Source organism: Pseudescherichia sp., from assembly GCF_032052675.1.
GTDB lineage: Bacteria > Pseudomonadota > Gammaproteobacteria > Enterobacterales > Enterobacteriaceae > Pseudescherichia.
Map to the genome: position 1 here is coordinate 61391 of NZ_DAMBWA010000005.1, position 15128 is coordinate 76518.

The window sequence follows — 15128 nt, forward strand, 5'->3', positions numbered from 1 at the left end:
GAGAGACATTATGTTTTTAGTCGACTCCCACTGCCATCTTGATGGCCTTGATTATCAATCCCTGCATCGGGATGTAGACGACGTGCTGGCCAAAGCGGCCGCCCGCGACGTTAAGTTCTGCCTCGCCATCGCTACCACGCTGCCAGGCTACCGCGCCATGCGTGAGCTGGTGGGCAATCGTGACAACGTTGCCTTCTCCTGCGGCGTACATCCGCTGAATCAGGATGAGATGTATGACGTTGAGGAGCTGCGCACTCTGGCGGCAGAGGAGGGCGTTGTAGCAATGGGCGAAACCGGTCTGGACTACTTCTATACCCCGGAAACCAAACCCATTCAGCAAGAGTCGTTCCGCAACCATATCCGCATCGGTCGCGAGTTGAACAAGCCGGTGATTGTCCACACCCGCGATGCCCGCGAAGATACGCTGGCAATTCTGGCTGAGGAAAAGGTGACGGATTGCGGTGGCGTACTACACTGTTTCACAGAAGACAGAGAAACGGCAGGTAAGCTGCTGGATATGGGCTTCTATATTTCGTTTTCTGGCATTGTTACCTTCCGTAACGCTGAACAGCTGCGCGACGCTGCGCGCTACGTGCCGCTGGACAGAATGCTGGTGGAGACGGATTCACCCTATCTGGCACCGGTCCCGCACCGGGGCAAAGAGAACCAGCCTGCGATGACCCGCGATGTTGCGGAGTATATGGCAGTGCTGAAAGGCGTATCGCTGGAAGAGCTGGCGCAGCAGACCACGCAAAACTTCGCCACCCTGTTCCATATTGATCCCGCGCGCCTGCAACCCCGCTGATTAACCTGTTTTTTTAAGGCTCGTAATTAATTGACAATGCGAGTAGAGTGCACCGCCATAAACTTGGCGGTGAGTCGCATTTTTGGTACTTTCAGGCCGCGTTTTTGTAAATATGTGAAAGTTTTGAAGCGGCCGCGTTTTGAAACGTGATAGCGGTCAAACAAACTTGGGATGATTTATTTTACTCTGTGTAATAAATAAAGGGCACTTAGATGCTCTGATTAAAGTGCGGTTCTCCCCCCGCGCCAATGCGTGAAAACGTACAAAAAGCACAAATACTCAGGAGCACTCTCAATTATGTTTAAGAATGCATTTGCTAACCTGCAAAAGGTCGGTAAATCACTGATGCTGCCCGTTTCCGTACTGCCCATCGCAGGTATCCTGCTTGGCGTCGGTTCGGCAAACTTTACCTGGCTACCAGAAGTGGTTTCCCACGTTATGGCAGAAGCGGGCGGTTCCGTTTTTGCCAATATGCCTCTGATTTTCGCTATCGGTGTTGCCCTTGGCTTCACAAATAACGACGGCGTGTCTGCGCTGGCCGCAGTGGTTGCCTACGGCATCATGGTGAAAACGATGGCCGTGGTTGCACCGCTGGTGCTGCATCTGCCTGCGGAAGAGATCGCGGCGAAACACCTGGCGGATACCGGTGTTCTCGGCGGGATCATCTCCGGTGCGATTGCCGCCTATATGTTCAACCGCTTCTACCGCATCAAGCTCCCTGAGTATCTGGGCTTCTTCGCCGGTAAGCGTTTCGTGCCGATCATCTCTGGTCTGGCTGCGATCTTTATGGGCGTGATCCTCTCCTTCATTTGGCCGCCGATCGGTACGGCTATCCAGACCTTCTCCCAGTGGGCTGCTTACCAGAACCCGGTTGTGGCGTTTGGTATCTACGGCTTCATTGAGCGCTGCCTGGTACCGTTTGGTCTGCACCACATCTGGAACGTTCCTTTCCAGATGCAGATTGGTGAATACACCAATGCCGCAGGTCAGGTCTTCCACGGCGATATCCCGCGCTACATGGCAGGTGACCCGACCGCAGGTAAACTCTCCGGTGGCTTCCTGTTCAAAATGTACGGCCTGCCGGCTGCTGCGATTGCCATCTGGCACTCTGCGAAACCGGAAAACCGTGCCAAAGTGGGCGGTATCATGATCTCCGCCGCGCTGACCTCGTTCCTGACCGGTATCACCGAGCCGATCGAGTTCTCCTTCATGTTCGTTGCGCCAATCCTCTACGCAATCCACGCGGTTCTGGCAGGCCTGGCCTTCCCGATCTGTATCCTGCTGGGTATGCGTGACGGGACCTCCTTCTCGCACGGTCTGATCGACTTCATCGTGCTGAGCGGTAACGGCAGCAAACTGTGGCTGTTCCCGGTAGTGGGCCTGTGCTATGCGGCAATCTACTACACCGTGTTCCGTGTGATGATTAAAGCGCTGGATCTGAAAACCCCGGGTCGTGAAGACGCAACCGAAGACGCTAAAGCTGGCGCGACCAGCGAGATGGCTCCGGCACTGGTCTCCGCTTTCGGTGGTAAAGAGAACATCACTAACCTTGACGCCTGTATTACTCGTCTGCGTGTGAGCGTGGCCGATGTGGCGAAGGTTGACCAGGCTGGCCTGAAGAAACTGGGTGCAGCGGGTGTGGTGGTTGCTGGTTCGGGCGTTCAGGCCATTTTCGGTACCAAATCCGATAACCTGAAAACCGAAATGGATGAGTACATCCGCAACAGCTAAATTGCAGTCTGGGGAGACTGAGGGAGCCGTAAGGCTCCCTTTTTTATTGCTTACCCTTTGCTAATTCATGCCCTTAAAGCGTAATCACTATGATAAGTAATAAATGGAGGCTAAGCTTTTCATACCTGTCTAATGCTGAAACAGAGAGTAATCTGTATGTCTCAACCAACGCTATTTACACCGCTACGCATCAGAAATCTGGAGATTGAAAACCGGATCGTCATTGCGCCCATGTGCCAATACTCCGCTGAAGAGGGGTGCATGACCGACTGGCACACGATGCATCTGGGACAGCTGGCGCAATCCGGTGCCGGATTGCTGACGATTGAAGCCACAGCGGTCTCCCCTGAAGGACGCATCACCTTCGCCGACGTCGGCCTCTATGATGATAAATCTGAGGCAGCGATGGCCCGCGTTCTTGATGCAATTCGTAAATGGTCGGATATGCCCATTGCGATCCAGCTGGCCCATGCAGGCAGAAAAGCATCAACCTACAAACCCTGGGATAAACAGGGGCAAATCCCGCCTGATCAGCAAGGCGGCTGGCAAACGTTAGCCCCCTCTGCTGTTCCCTACACTACGGGCTATACGCTCCCCACAGCCCTGGATAGCGCCGGACTAGACGAGATCCGCACCCAGTTTGCCAATGCCGCGAAACGCGCTGCCAAACTGGGCATCGATCTGATTCAAATTCACGCCGCGCATGGTTATCTGCTGCATCAGTTCCTGTCGCCACTCTCAAACCAGCGTACCGATGAGTACGGCGGCTCGCTGGAGAACCGCGCCAGATTCCCGCTGGAAATTTTTGACGTGGTTCGTGAAGCCTTCCCGGCAGAAAAAGCGATCAGCGTGCGCATCTCAGCGACGGATTGGGTTGAGGGTGGATTCGATATTGAAGAGGCCGTGGCGTTTGCAAAAATGCTTGAAGCGCGCGGTGTTGATGCCATCCATGTCTCTAGCGGTGGGCTTCATCCCGATCAAAAAATCGATGTTTATCCCGGCTATCAGGTTCCATTGGCAAGAGCCGTGAAGTCCGCTGTGAATATTCCGGTTGTGGCCGTTGGCTTGATCACCGAACCGCAACACGCAGAGGCCATTGTCGCGAGCGGCGATGCAGATATCATCGGTATTGCGCGCACGGCGCTGTACGATCCGCGCTGGCCCTGGCATGCCGCGGCAACGCTCGGCGCGCAGGTGCGGGCAGCCAGCCAGTATCTTCGCTGCCAGCCCCATACGCTGAAGAACCTGTTTAAGTCCTGACCCTGCGAGGCGCGCCGCAACGGATGGAAAGCAGACGCAGTAGAATAGCCGTGGCGCTTGAGGCTTTTTGCCTCATGCAGTCGGTAGAGATGTTGGTTTGCAGAGAGGTAAAAAGCAGAAAGCCCCGTAGTTAATTTTCATTAATCCACGAGGCCACCTGTATGCCTGAACAACATCAGAGTAGCCATTTACTCGCCGCAAGGCAAGGAGAAGAAGGCTATGAAGCTGCCACGGAACGCTCTCATTTAGTGCGTATTGATTGTGTGTCTCACGCTGTTGATATTCACCTGGCTGACGCGGAAATCGCTGTGCGAAATCCTCGTGAGCGCCTTTATAAGGGGCTGCTGGTTCAGACCGGCAGCCCTTTTTCTATAGGGGACGATAGCTATTGATTCTGTTCCACTTTTTGTCTCCTTTAATGATAGGGTTATACGCTAACGCGAAAAGGAGATAAATCATGATTGTTCGCACATGGCACGGCTGCGTTCCACTGAAGCATGCTGAGGGTTTTGCCGCACACCTTAATAAAACAGGCGTCGATCACGCTAAAAGCGTGTCGGGAAATCTGGGGGCGCTTGTTCGCCGAGAGACGCAGGGTAACTGGGAGCACTTTTTTCTTGCTACCTATTGGGAGGATTTATCGGCGGTGAAAGCATTTGCCGGGGAGGATTATCATGTGGCGGTAACTTACCCGGATGACGAGCAGTTTGAGTTGCTCTCCGATCCCTACGTTTTCCAGCATGAGGTAGCCGCGGTTTCGCCGTTATAGGGGAGTGTGGGTGAGTTCAAATAGCATCAGCAGCATGCTTAAACATGCTGTTAAGGTACAACCATGAAAAAAATTGCACTGATATGTTTCCTGATGGCGAGTTTCACCGCGCAGGCGCAAAACGCACCGCTTCCTGAACCTGTAAAACAAATAGAGAAGCAGGGAGTTGAGATTATCAAACCCTTTACCGCGCCTGGAGGCGTTGAAGGATGGCTGGGCAAGTTCCAGGATACCGGCGTGACCATCTATCTGACGCCGGATAAAAAGCATGCTATTTCAGGATATATGTATGATGCCCAGGGTAATAACCTGAGTGAAAAAATCATCAATGATGAGATCTATATTCCGGCAGGCCGGGAGATGTGGAAAACGCTGACCAATACACAGGGAATAAAAGAGGGGAGCGAGGATGCAGGCTGTAAAGTAGTGGTTTTTGCCGATCCATTCTGTCCCTACTGCAACAAATTTTGGCATCAGACGCAGCCTTTAATTAAAGACAAGCGTATTAGCATGACTACGTTACTCGTAGGCGTCATTCGTCCGGAGAGTGGGCAGTATGCAGCAGCCATTCTTGCAGCGGACGATCCCCGTCAGGCCTGGTCCGACTTTGAACGCGCTAACGGCCAAAACAAACCGGCGTTAAAAGAGAAGACTCCCCGGCCTATTTTTGATCAGATTCAGCACAATCAGCAGCTTATGCAGCAATTGGGCGCGAACGGTACGCCAGCTATCTATTATCTGAATAAAGATCGCGCACTACAGCAGATTCTGGGTATGCCTAATGCACAGCAGATGTCTGATTTAGCTGCCTGCAAGTAAGCGATACAGGCCACTCCTCAGAAACGTAAAACCTGCGATCCGCTAAGCGGCGCAGGTTTTTTATTGTTAACGTCTGAATGCTAGCCGCGGAGGTAATCTTCCGTCGAGATCGCTTTGCCATAGCCGAATTCAAAGGCGGCCATCATTGCAGCATGCACGTGGGCGGCGGGCACGGTGACGTTGTTCAAGGTGAGATCCAACGTGGCACAGGCATCGTGCAGAATGGTGACTGGGTATCCCATATCAACGGCTGCGCGCACGCAGGCATCCACACACATATGGCTCATTGCACCGACGATAATGATCTCTTCAACGCCCTGCGCGTCAAGCTGCGCTTTAAGATCGGTATCGCGAAACGCATTTATATGGTTTTTAACAATAACCAGCTCGTTTTCAGCGGGAATAACCGACGGCTGGATCTGCACGCCCTCGCTACCGGGCGTAAATATTGGCGCATCTTCGCTAGCAGATTCATGACGAATGTGGAAAACAGGGTGCCCATGCTGGCGGAAATCGGCAATCACGCGTGCAGCATTGGCTGCTGCCATATCAATATTGGTTAAAGGAAGCTTACCGGTAGGCAGATATTCGTTTTGCAGGTCGATAACAATAAGGCCGCGCTTTTTCATATATCCTCTCGCTCGATGATGATGTGAGACGCTATTGTGTCCCGCCTAAGCGACGCTGCTAAGTGGCCTCAGCGACATTATTAGGGTCAATAACGACACCGCGCTGCAGCAAAGAAATTATATTGCTGCTCCAGCGCTAAAGCGGCGGCGATACTCCCCGGGGGTCAGGCCTACAATACGGGTAAACACCTTACGGAAGGCCCCGGCGTCATTATAGCCAACCTCCCAGGCTACGCTGTCAACCGGCGCATTGCCAAACTGTAACAGCTCCCGCGCCCGGCCTACGCGCAGCCGCTGGCAATAGTCGGTGCTGGTCATTCCTGTCGCTTTCTGGAAGCGGCGCAGAAAGGTGCGCGCTTCCAGATTAGCCTGGAGGGCCAGAGCGCTAAGGGAGATCTCCTTGGCCTGAGTGGCTTGTAACCAGTGTTGTACTTTTAGTATCGCCGCATCGCCATGATTAAGACGCGGAGAGAATACGCTGTAATAGCGCTGTTCACGGCCAGGCGGATCGACCAGCAGCATACGGGCAGTGTGTATCATGATGGTCGGCCCCAGCAGACGATCAACCAGCCTGAGCCCGAGATCCGTCCAGGACATAAGTCCTCCAGCGGAAATAACATCCCCATCGTCAATCACGAGGCGATCCGCATCGACGGCAATATCAGGAAAGTGCTGCTGTAATAGCTCAGCATATTTCCAGTGGGTGGTCATGCGTCGGCCCGTCATCAGCCCAGTCGCCGCCAGCAGGAAAGCGCCTGCGCAGATCGATCCAAGCACGACACCTTGCGCATGGCGATCGCGTAACCACTGCGTCAGCCTGTCACCCCGCTCGGGCACTACCGGCGTAGACAGCGCAGGGGGTAAGATCAATGCCGAAAGCGCGCATGAAGGGTTTGCGCTCGCGTCACCCGTGGGTATCGGGTCCCGATCCTGCCCCGGCGACTGCCAGTGGGTCACCTGTAAGACGGTGTGCTGTTGATATTCTGCGGCAATGCTATTGGCGACGCTAAACAGGTCGCTTAATCCTAAAACGGCTGCCTGCTGGACGCCGGGATAGAGCACCAGCCCAATTCCAATCACCTTCGTCTGGCTCATAAAGTGTGTTCATCTTCACCTGGATAGGAAGTGAAGTGTGTTAGCTCTACCGTCGGGTTGCAAGGGAATAAAAAAGGGAGCCTTTCGGCTCCCTCGGTCACATCAGCGCTATCAGAAACTGTAGTTAGCGCTGACAGAGAAGTTACGCGGCTCGCCATAGACAATGGTGCGGCTGTCGATGTCGGTCTCGTAGGTTTTGTCGAACAGGTTGTCGACGTTCGCCTGCAGGGAGAACGCTTTGGTGATCTGGTAACGGGCAAAGAGATCCACCAGCGCGTAGCTACCTTGCTCAGCGCGCAGCGTGCCGTCCGCAACGGCAACGTTAGACCAGACGCGGTTCTGCCAGTTGACGCCGCCGCCAACGGTCAAATCCTGAATCGCTGGCAGACGGTAGCTGGTGAACATCTTCACGCTGGTACGCGGCAGGTTCGGGTTAACCGCGTCGCCTTCAGCATCGTTTGCCACGTAGCGGGTTGCGCCAAAGGTCATCTGCCAGTTATCGGTCAGCGCACCGTTGATCTCAAACTCAACGCCTTTGCTCACCGTGCCGTCCGCTTCGCGATAGGCGGTCTCGCCGTTGCTGCCAGGAATGACCTGCCCGGTAGACTGCGCCAGGTGATCCTGCTCAATGCGGAACACCGCAAGAGAGGTGGTCAGACGGCTGTTCATCCAGTCCGCCTTCACGCCGGCCTCATAGTTGTTACCGGTGATCGGCGACAGGTACTTACGCTGTGCGTCACGCTCGGTCTGCGGCTTGAAGATCGAGGTATAGCTGGCGTAGGTAGACCAGCTGTCGTTGATATCAAACACCACGCCCGCGTAAGGAGAGGTGTTGTTCTTCTCCATCTGCTGGTTTAGCGTATCCAGGTTGTACTTGGTATAACGCGCACCGAGGATCACATGCAGCGGATCGGCCAGGGAGATGCGGGTCGCCGCATAGACTGATTTCTGGTGGACGGTGTCATCCTGGGCCAGGCTCAGCGGGTTCCAGTTGGTCTGCGGGAAATTGCCGTTGTAGTCAGCGTAGTTGCCCAGCTGGGTATCGCCGATGTTCTCCCAGGAGCTGTAGTAGATGTTGTTCTGGCGCGAGTAGTTAGTACCGATCATCAGCTCGTGCTGACGGCCAAACAGGTCGTAAGATCCGTTTGCGAAGGTATCGATAGCGTCCACTTTACGCTTACCGGTGTTGTAGCCGGTACCGCCCACGTAAGGGTAGGATGCGCCGTACGGGCTGACCATCAGGCCAGTAGTGCGGTCAACCTGGCCGTCCAGATAGAGCTGCTTGCTGTCGAGATCTTGTTCGGTATGGGTACCGTTAACGGTCAGCTGCCAGTTGTCGCCCAGCTTCTGCTTCAGGGTCGCGAAGGTACGCTCGGACTTTTTATCGACATAGGCCCACTCCGGCGCGGTGCTGAAGCTGCGGTCCGGGTTAACGCGCGTGCCGTCAGTATACCAGCGTGGAATACCGCCCCAGGTTGGGCTGTTGGAGTTGGTCTCCTGATAGTCATAGCCGACGGAGAAGGTGGTGGCGTCGGTCAGATCAACATCCAAAACGCCGTAGAAGAACTTTTTCTCCTGGCTGTAGCGGTCCAGCCAGCTGTCATTGTGCTGGTAGCCCGATACCATGCGGCCACGGATGCGACCGTCGTCGGTCAGCGGGGTAGAGAGGTCAGCCACGTAGCGCTGTTTGTTCCAGCTGCCGTACTCGGCGGAGACGTTGCCGGTAAACTCACGGCTGTCGGCGTGCTTGCGCACCATGTTAATGGCGGCGGAGGGGTTACCGGAGCCGGTGGTCAGGCCGTTGGCACCGCGAACCACTTCAATACGTTCATACAGGGCGGTATCGGAGAGGGCGTCACCCATATTCCAGCGGGTCTCAAACAGGGTCGGAATACCGTCGACCATAAAGTTATCGATCTCAAAACCGCGGGAGTAGAAGTTGGTGCGCTCAGAGTCCGTTGCGCTTTGGGTAATGCCGGTGGTGTTTTTCAGCACGTCGCCGAGGGACTCCAGCTTCTGATCCTGCATGCGCTGTTTGCTGATGATGCTCACGGACTGCGGGATATCACGCGGAACCAGCAGCATTTTGGTGCCGGAGGTGGTGGTTTTAACGCTGTAGTCCTGGCTCTCTTCATCGGCATAGCTGCTGGCGGCGGAACCATCAACGATAACGGTATCGCCGCTGGTGGTGTCCGGCGTGGCGGCAAAAGTCGCGGCAGGCGCAAGGGCAAAGGCAATGCAGACGGCCAGCAGTGACGGAGCGGCGGCAGGACATTGTCCATCCCTGGCGTGAACGGTGAAAGACATGGTGAACCCTTTTCGCAAGTTAAATAGTGCGCTCTGATCGATACGTTGCCGATCCTGAGCATGCTGTGTTGGTTTTCATGATGCAATTGCGCATGAAAATGCAAATGCGAAATATACGCATTCATGTTAGCCCTGTAAACAGATGTAATATTTATCGAGAAAATTATTGGCGGGGGTGGAGTGGCGAAAAATCAGGCGTAACGGCAGCACTTAATCCTAATGCGTGAAGAAAAGCGGCGTAATAGTTGAAACATCAGGAGATTCTCGATCATACTCTCTTGTTGAGTCCCGCAGTTATTCATTAAGGAAGACGTCATGGCCGAAGAAACGATTTTCAGTAAAATTATCCGCCGCGAAATTCCGTCGGATATCGTCTGGCAGGATGAGCTGGTCACGGCATTCCGTGATATCTCTCCGCAAGCGCCGACGCATATCCTCATTGTGCCTAACCTGCTGATCCCAACGCTAAATGACGTCTCCGAAGCGCATGAGCAGGCGCTGGGACGTATGCTCACCGTGGCGGCGAAGCTCGCAGCGCAGGAGGGGATTGCCGAAGATGGCTACCGGGTGATCATGAACTGCAACCGCCACGGCGGCCAGGAGGTATACCATATTCACCTGCATCTGCTGGGCGGCCGCGCGCTGGGCCCCATGCTGACACATAAAGGTTAAACCTATGCTGAGAGGAGGCCTGGCCGCGCTGCTGGCGTTGGCTGCACTGACGGGCTGTAGCTCGCGTCCGGCGATCCCGGTAAGCGATGAGCAGACGCTGGTGATGGAAGCAACCGTGCTGGCAGCAGGCATAAGCGCAGAAAAACCGGTGCTGAATAACGCTGAGATCCAGCCCTCCGCGTCCTCAACGCTCTATAACGAACGGAGCGAAGCCGCTACCGTAAACTATCGTTTTTTCTGGTATGACGCCAGAGGTCTCGAGATGCATCCGCTGGAAGCGCCCCGGCGCATTACCATTCCTGCGCATTCATCGGTAACGCTTTACGGCAGCGCTAACTATTTAGGCGCGCGTAAAGTGAGACTCTATCTCTATTTGTAAGGGGTGAATCTTGATCAATAAACTGGGTCGTTATGCGCTACTCACGACCGTAGCGATGATCCTTTCGGGATGTATTATGCGGGGCGAACAGCAGCCAGCGCCCGTAGAGGAAGCCAAACCGCAGCCGCAGCAGCCGGTTGAACAGCCGCAGCCGCAGCCTGTACCGGAGGTGCCGTCCGTACCGGCGATCCCAGCTCAGCCAGGCCCCATTGAACACCAGGATGAGACCGCGCAGCCCGCGCCGCGCGAGCGTCATTTCGACTGGAGCGGGGCGGTGTCGCCGATGGTCAGCAAAATGCTGCAGGCGAGCGGTGTTTCCGGTGGCAGCGTGCTGCTGGTGGATAGCGTCAATAACCGCACCAACGGCTCGCTGAACACGGCGGAAGCTACGGAGGTACTGCGCGGCGCGCTGGCTAACAACGGTAAGTTTACGCTGGTCTCTGCCCAGCAGCTCTCCGTAGCCAAGCAGCAGCTCGGTCTGTCGCCGCAGGATAGCCTCGGCACCCGCAGTAAAGCGATCGGCATCGCCCGCAACGTAGGGGCGCAGTATGTGCTCTACACCAGCGCCTCCGGCAACGTTAATTCCCCCGCGCTCCAGATGCAGCTGATGCTGGTGCAGACGGGCGAGATCGTCTGGTCAGGTAAAGGTGCGGTTCAGCAACAGTAACCTTCAGCGTGACGAGATCCTGTCACGCTATTTCCCCAACGCAGCGCTCGTCGCCAGCCCGGAACATACCGGGCTGAGCGGCGGGAGCTGCGTCATTGCCAACGGTGAGCAGCGTCTGGTGCTGCGCCAGCAGCACGCGGCCACTACCCCTGCACCCTTTCTGCGTCAGTATCGAGCCCTAAAACGGCTGCCTGACTCCCTTGCGCCGCGCCCGCAGTGGCTGGGGCAGGGCTGGATGGCCGTAGAGTACCTTGCAGGGGAGGTGAAAACCACGCTTCCGCACCCCCATCACCTCGCCGACTTGCTGTATCATCTGCATCAGCAGCCCCGTTTTGGCTGGCGCATTACGCTGTTGCCGCTGCTGGAGCGCTACTGGCAGGGGTGCGATCCCGCACGCCGCACGCCACGCTGGCTGGTATGGCTAAAGCGCCTTCAGCGTGAGGGTGAGCCGGGCATCATCAGACTGGCCCCGTTACATATGGACGTGCATGCAGGTAATCTGGTGCATACCGCTTCGGGGTTGCGGCTGATTGACTGGGAGTATGCCGGCGATGGCGATATCGCCCTGGAGCTGGCCTCGGTCTGGACGGTAGATGAGCGTGAGCGTGAGCAGCTTATCAGCGCCTACGCCCAGGCGGCAAACATAACGTATGCGCAGCTGGCGCAGCAGGTGCGGCGCTGGCGCCCCTGGGTGGTGATGCTAATGGCGGGCTGGTACGAGTGCCGCTGGCAGCAGACGGGGGAGCCGCAATTTATTACGCTGGCAAATGAAACATGGTGTCAGCTCGAGACAAAAGGATAAGAGAGGTCAGTGTGGGTCCGGTAATGTTAGATGTGGCAGGCTATGAGCTGGATGCGGAGGAGCGCGAGATTCTGGCGCATCCGCTGGTGGGAGGCCTGATCCTCTTTACCCGAAACTATCACGATCCGGCGCAGCTCCGCGAGCTGGTGCGGCAGATCCGCGCCGCCTCGCGTCATCGGCTAGTGGTAGCGGTGGATCAGGAGGGGGGCCGGGTACAGCGTTTTCGCGACGGCTTTACGCGCCTGCCTGCTGCTCAGTCGTTTGCCGCACTGCTCGGCATGGAGGAGGGCGGCAGGCTGGCCGAAGAGGCGGGATGGCTGATGGCCTGCGAGATGATCGCGATGGACATCGATATCAGCTTTGCCCCGGTGCTGGACGTGGGCCACATCAGCGCGGCCATTGGCGAGCGCTCGTACCATGCCGATCCGCAGAAGGCGCTGGCCATTGCCACCCGCGTGATTGACGGGATGCACCGGGCGGGCATGAAGGCGACCGGCAAGCACTTCCCGGGACACGGGGCGGTAACGGCGGATTCCCATAAGGAGACCCCGCGCGATCCGCGTCCGGAGGCGCTGATCCGCGAGCACGATATGTCGATCTTTAGCTCGCTGATCCGCGATGGCAAGCTGGATGCGATTATGCCCGCGCATGTGATCTACAGCGAGGTGGATCCGCGTCCAGCCAGCGGCTCGCCGCACTGGTTAAAAACGGTGCTGCGCGGGGAGCTGGGCTTTGACGGAGTGATATTCTCGGACGATCTCTCTATGGAGGGGGCGGCGATCATGGGCAGCTATGCCGAGCGTGCCCAGGCTTCGCTGAATGCGGGCTGCGATATGGTTCTGGTTTGTAATCATCGTCAGGGCGCAGTAAGCGTGCTGGATAACCTGTCGCCGATCAATGCAGCACGTGTTACAGAGTTGTATCATAGAGGTGCGTTTACGCGTCAGGAGCTGGTTGCCTCCGCCGAATGGAAAGCGGTGAATAGCAAACTGGAACAGCTTCAGGCCCGCTGGCTGGAGCGGTCGGCGGCCCATTAACCCTCCCTGAAAGGGAGAAAGCACAGGGTGAGGACAGATGATCATCTACTTACACGGTTTTGATTCAAACAGTCCGGGCAATCACGAAAAGGTGCTGCAGCTGCAGTTTATCGACCCCGACGTACGTCTGCTGAGCTACAGTACGCGCCATCCGAAGCATGACATGCAGCATCTGCTGAAAGAGGTGGATAAAATGCTGCAGCTTAACGTCGATGAGCGACCGCTGATCTGCGGCGTGGGCCTGGGCGGGTACTGGGCCGAGCGGATCGGTTTTCTCTGCGACATTCGGCAGGTGATTTTCAATCCTAATCTCTATCCGCAAGAGAATATGGAGGGCAAGATCGACAGGCCGGAGGAGTATGCCGATATTGCCACCAAGTGTGTGACTAACTTTCGCGAGAAAAACCGGGACCGCTGTCTGGCCATCCTCTCCCGCCACGATGAAGCGCTCAATAGCCAGCGCACCGCCGAGGTGCTGCACGACTTTTATGAGATTGTCTGGGACGAAGAGCAGACGCATAAGTTTAAGAATATCTCCCCGCATCTGCAGCGTATTAAGGCCTTTAAAACCCTCGGTTAAGCCACCATTTCCTGAACCAGCCTTTTAACGGCTGGTTTTTTTTCGCCCTTCGGCCGAAACCTGGTTATCTTTTATGCATCAAAACTTGATATATATCAATTTTGGTATGACCAATGCACCGTTCATGCTATTCTCAAGGGGTAGATGACTGTGTTTTGCTGCTAACTTGTTGTTAACTAAAAGCTATTTCCATAACTTTTAGTTAACAATTGGTTAATATTTTAGGGGGTCGTGTTGACTACACCATTGAAAAAGATTGTGATTGTTGGCGGTGGAGCTGGCGGACTGGAGCTGGCAACCCAGCTAGGTAAGAAGCTGGGCCGGGGTAAAAAAGCCAAAATTACCCTCGTCGATCGCAACCACAGCCACCTGTGGAAGCCGCTGCTGCATGAAGTAGCAACGGGCTCACTGGATGAGGGCGTAGACGCGCTGAGCTACCTGGCGCACGCACGTAATCACGATTTCCAGTTCCAGCTTGGCTCGGTTGTGGATATCAACCGCGAAGGCAAAACTATCACCCTGGCCGAGCTGCGGGATGAGAAAGGTGAGCTGCTGGTACCAGAGCGCAAGCTGCCTTACGACACCCTGGTGATGGCACTGGGCAGTACCTCTAACGACTTCAATACGCCGGGCGTGAAAGAGCATTGCATTTTCCTCGATAACCCGCATCAGGCGCGCCGTTTCCATCAGGAGATGCTGAACCTGTTCCTGAAGTACTCCTCTAACCTGGGTGCCAGCGGTAAGGTTAACATTGCCATCGTTGGCGGCGGGGCCACCGGGGTTGAGCTCTCTGCCGAACTGCACAATGCGGTGAAGCAGCTGCATAGCTACGGCTATAAGGGCCTGACCAATGAGGCGCTGAACGTAACGCTGGTCGAGGCGGGCGAACGCATTCTGCCTGCGCTGCCGCCGCGCATCTCCGGTGCGGCTCACAGCGAGCTGACCAAAATGGGCGTACGCGTGCTGACCCAGACTATGGTTACCAGCGCGGACGAAGGCGGTCTGCACACGAAAGAGGGTGAATATATCCAGGCCGATCTGATGGTCTGGGCGGCAGGGATCAAAGCCCCGGACTTTATGAAAGAGATTGGCGGCCTTGAGACCAACCGTATCAACCAGCTGGCGGTAGAGCCGACGCTGCAAACCACCCGTGATGCGGATATCTATGCCATTGGCGACTGCGCCTCCTGCGCCCGTCCGGAAGGGGGCTTTGTGCCGCCGCGCGCTCAGGCTGCGCACCAGATGGCAACCTGCGCGCTGCACAACATTATCGCGCAGATCAAAGGTAAGCCGCTGAAAGCCTACGTCTATAAAGACCACGGCTCGCTGGTATCGCTCTCGAACTTTTCCACTGTGGGTAGCCTGATGGGTAACCTGATGCGCGGCTCGATGATGGTAGAGGGGCGTGTTGCACGCTTCGTCTATATCTCGCTCTACCGTATGCACCAGGTTGCGCTGCACGGCTACTTCAAAACGGGCCTGATGATGCTGGTAGGCAGCATCAACCGTGTCATCCGTCCCCGCCTGAAGCTGCACTAAGCCCATCGCCCCGCCGACGCATGGCGGGGCCTTTAGC

Annotated in this window: 16 protein-coding genes and 1 pseudogene; 14 read left to right on the forward strand and 3 right to left on the reverse strand. The window is 56.0% G+C overall.

Translation table 11 applies throughout. From position 1 onward, the window contains the following. Window positions 1-10: 10 nt before the first annotated feature. The 7 genes and pseudogenes from RTX96_RS08730 to dsbG all read left to right on the forward strand — a co-directional run bounded on the left by RTX96_RS08730 (window position 11) and on the right by dsbG (window position 5384). Window positions 11-805, forward strand: coding sequence for a metal-dependent hydrolase (locus tag RTX96_RS08730; protein WP_312670739.1), 795 nt, complete (start codon window positions 11-13; stop codon window positions 803-805). Window positions 806-1102: 297 nt separating this feature from the next. Further along, on the forward strand, window positions 1103-2536 hold the full coding sequence (gene ptsG, locus RTX96_RS08735; protein WP_268108350.1) for a PTS glucose transporter subunit IIBC: 1434 nt from the start codon (window positions 1103-1105) through the stop codon (window positions 2534-2536). Between the two features lie 156 nt (window positions 2537-2692). Then, window positions 2693-3796: an NADH:flavin oxidoreductase/NADH oxidase gene (locus RTX96_RS08740; protein WP_312670740.1), complete on the forward strand. Its 1104-nt coding sequence runs from the start codon at window positions 2693-2695 to the stop codon at window positions 3794-3796. Window positions 3797-3957: 161 nt separating this feature from the next. Continuing rightward, window positions 3958-4080, forward strand: a pseudogene (locus RTX96_RS08745) (DUF5431 family protein); the annotation flags it as partial. Continuing rightward, the gene (locus RTX96_RS08750) at window positions 4052-4171 is read left to right on the forward strand and encodes a Hok/Gef family protein (protein WP_409418562.1); all 120 of its coding nucleotides are present in this window, start codon (window positions 4052-4054) and stop codon (window positions 4169-4171) included. The pseudogene RTX96_RS08745 and the gene RTX96_RS08750, both read left to right, overlap by 29 nt. A gap of 82 nt (window positions 4172-4253) precedes the next feature. Further along, window positions 4254-4565, forward strand: a complete 312-nt coding sequence (locus RTX96_RS08755; RefSeq protein ID WP_312670741.1) for a hypothetical protein — start codon at window positions 4254-4256, stop codon at window positions 4563-4565. A 63-nt stretch (window positions 4566-4628) separates the two neighbouring features. Then, window positions 4629-5384 carry a thiol:disulfide interchange protein DsbG gene (gene dsbG / locus RTX96_RS08760; protein ID WP_312670742.1) on the forward strand — a complete coding sequence of 252 codons (756 nt, stop codon included), beginning with the start codon at window positions 4629-4631 and terminating at the stop codon, window positions 5382-5384. An 80-nt stretch (window positions 5385-5464) separates the two neighbouring features. Here the strand turns inward: dsbG and RTX96_RS08765 are convergent, their stop codons facing one another. The 3 genes from RTX96_RS08765 to fhuE form a co-directional block, all read right to left on the reverse strand. Beyond that, the gene (locus RTX96_RS08765; protein WP_312670743.1) at window positions 5465-6013 is read right to left on the reverse strand and encodes a cysteine hydrolase family protein; all 549 of its coding nucleotides are present in this window, start codon (window positions 6011-6013) and stop codon (window positions 5465-5467) included. Window positions 6014-6130: 117 nt separating this feature from the next. Continuing rightward, window positions 6131-7108 (reverse strand): GlxA family transcriptional regulator, encoded by a 978-nt coding sequence (locus RTX96_RS08770; RefSeq protein WP_312670744.1) that lies wholly within the window; start codon window positions 7106-7108, stop codon window positions 6131-6133. 111 nt (window positions 7109-7219) lie between these two features. After that, complete coding sequence (fhuE, locus tag RTX96_RS08775; RefSeq protein WP_312670745.1) at window positions 7220-9415, reverse strand: ferric-rhodotorulic acid/ferric-coprogen receptor FhuE; 2196 nt, start codon at window positions 9413-9415, stop codon at window positions 7220-7222. A 315-nt stretch (window positions 9416-9730) separates the two neighbouring features. Here fhuE and hinT point away from each other — a divergent pair, with 315 nt between their 5' ends. The 7 genes from hinT to RTX96_RS08810 all read left to right on the forward strand — a co-directional run bounded on the left by hinT (window position 9731) and on the right by RTX96_RS08810 (window position 15091). Then, complete coding sequence (gene hinT, locus RTX96_RS08780) at window positions 9731-10087, forward strand: purine nucleoside phosphoramidase (protein ID WP_042392832.1); 357 nt, start codon at window positions 9731-9733, stop codon at window positions 10085-10087. A 4-nt stretch (window positions 10088-10091) separates the two neighbouring features. Then, on the forward strand, window positions 10092-10466 hold the full coding sequence (locus tag RTX96_RS08785; RefSeq protein WP_103821195.1) for a YcfL family protein: 375 nt from the start codon (window positions 10092-10094) through the stop codon (window positions 10464-10466). A 13-nt stretch (window positions 10467-10479) separates the two neighbouring features. Then, complete coding sequence (gene lpoB / locus RTX96_RS08790; protein ID WP_103821261.1) at window positions 10480-11133, forward strand: penicillin-binding protein activator LpoB; 654 nt, start codon at window positions 10480-10482, stop codon at window positions 11131-11133. Further along, the gene (gene thiK, locus RTX96_RS08795; RefSeq protein WP_312670746.1) at window positions 11114-11935 is read left to right on the forward strand and encodes a thiamine kinase; all 822 of its coding nucleotides are present in this window, start codon (window positions 11114-11116) and stop codon (window positions 11933-11935) included. Before lpoB ends, thiK begins: the two co-directional genes overlap by 20 nt. 11 nt (window positions 11936-11946) lie before the next feature. After that, on the forward strand, window positions 11947-12972 hold the full coding sequence (nagZ, locus tag RTX96_RS08800) for a beta-N-acetylhexosaminidase (protein WP_312269295.1): 1026 nt from the start codon (window positions 11947-11949) through the stop codon (window positions 12970-12972). A 37-nt stretch (window positions 12973-13009) separates the two neighbouring features. Then, the gene (gene ycfP, locus RTX96_RS08805) at window positions 13010-13552 is read left to right on the forward strand and encodes an alpha/beta hydrolase YcfP (protein WP_103821192.1); all 543 of its coding nucleotides are present in this window, start codon (window positions 13010-13012) and stop codon (window positions 13550-13552) included. A 234-nt stretch (window positions 13553-13786) separates the two neighbouring features. Beyond that, a complete protein-coding gene (locus RTX96_RS08810) occupies window positions 13787-15091 on the forward strand; it encodes an NAD(P)/FAD-dependent oxidoreductase (protein ID WP_312670747.1) in 1305 nt (434 codons plus the stop codon). The last annotated feature ends 37 nt before the right edge of the window (window positions 15092-15128 follow it).

Bases quoted from the DNA above. Each gene is read 5' to 3' on its own strand.
- RTX96_RS08730 (WP_312670739.1), top strand. From the start codon at position 11: ATGTTTTTAGTCGACTCCCACTGCCATCTTGATGGCCTTGATTATCAA.
- ptsG (WP_268108350.1), top strand. From the start codon at position 1,103: ATGTTTAAGAATGCATTTGCTAACCTGCAAAAGGTCGGTAAATCACTG.
- RTX96_RS08740 (WP_312670740.1), top strand. From the start codon at position 2,693: ATGTCTCAACCAACGCTATTTACACCGCTACGCATCAGAAATCTGGAG.
- RTX96_RS08755 (WP_312670741.1), top strand. From the start codon at position 4,254: ATGATTGTTCGCACATGGCACGGCTGCGTTCCACTGAAGCATGCTGAG.
- dsbG (WP_312670742.1), top strand. From the start codon at position 4,629: ATGAAAAAAATTGCACTGATATGTTTCCTGATGGCGAGTTTCACCGCG.
- RTX96_RS08765 (WP_312670743.1), bottom strand. From the start codon at position 6,013: ATGAAAAAGCGCGGCCTTATTGTTATCGACCTGCAAAACGAATATCTG.
- RTX96_RS08770 (WP_312670744.1), bottom strand. From the start codon at position 7,108: ATGAGCCAGACGAAGGTGATTGGAATTGGGCTGGTGCTCTATCCCGGC.
- fhuE (WP_312670745.1), bottom strand. From the start codon at position 9,415: ATGTCTTTCACCGTTCACGCCAGGGATGGACAATGTCCTGCCGCCGCT.
- hinT (WP_042392832.1), top strand. From the start codon at position 9,731: ATGGCCGAAGAAACGATTTTCAGTAAAATTATCCGCCGCGAAATTCCG.
- RTX96_RS08785 (WP_103821195.1), top strand. From the start codon at position 10,092: ATGCTGAGAGGAGGCCTGGCCGCGCTGCTGGCGTTGGCTGCACTGACG.
- ycfP (WP_103821192.1), top strand. From the start codon at position 13,010: ATGATCATCTACTTACACGGTTTTGATTCAAACAGTCCGGGCAATCAC.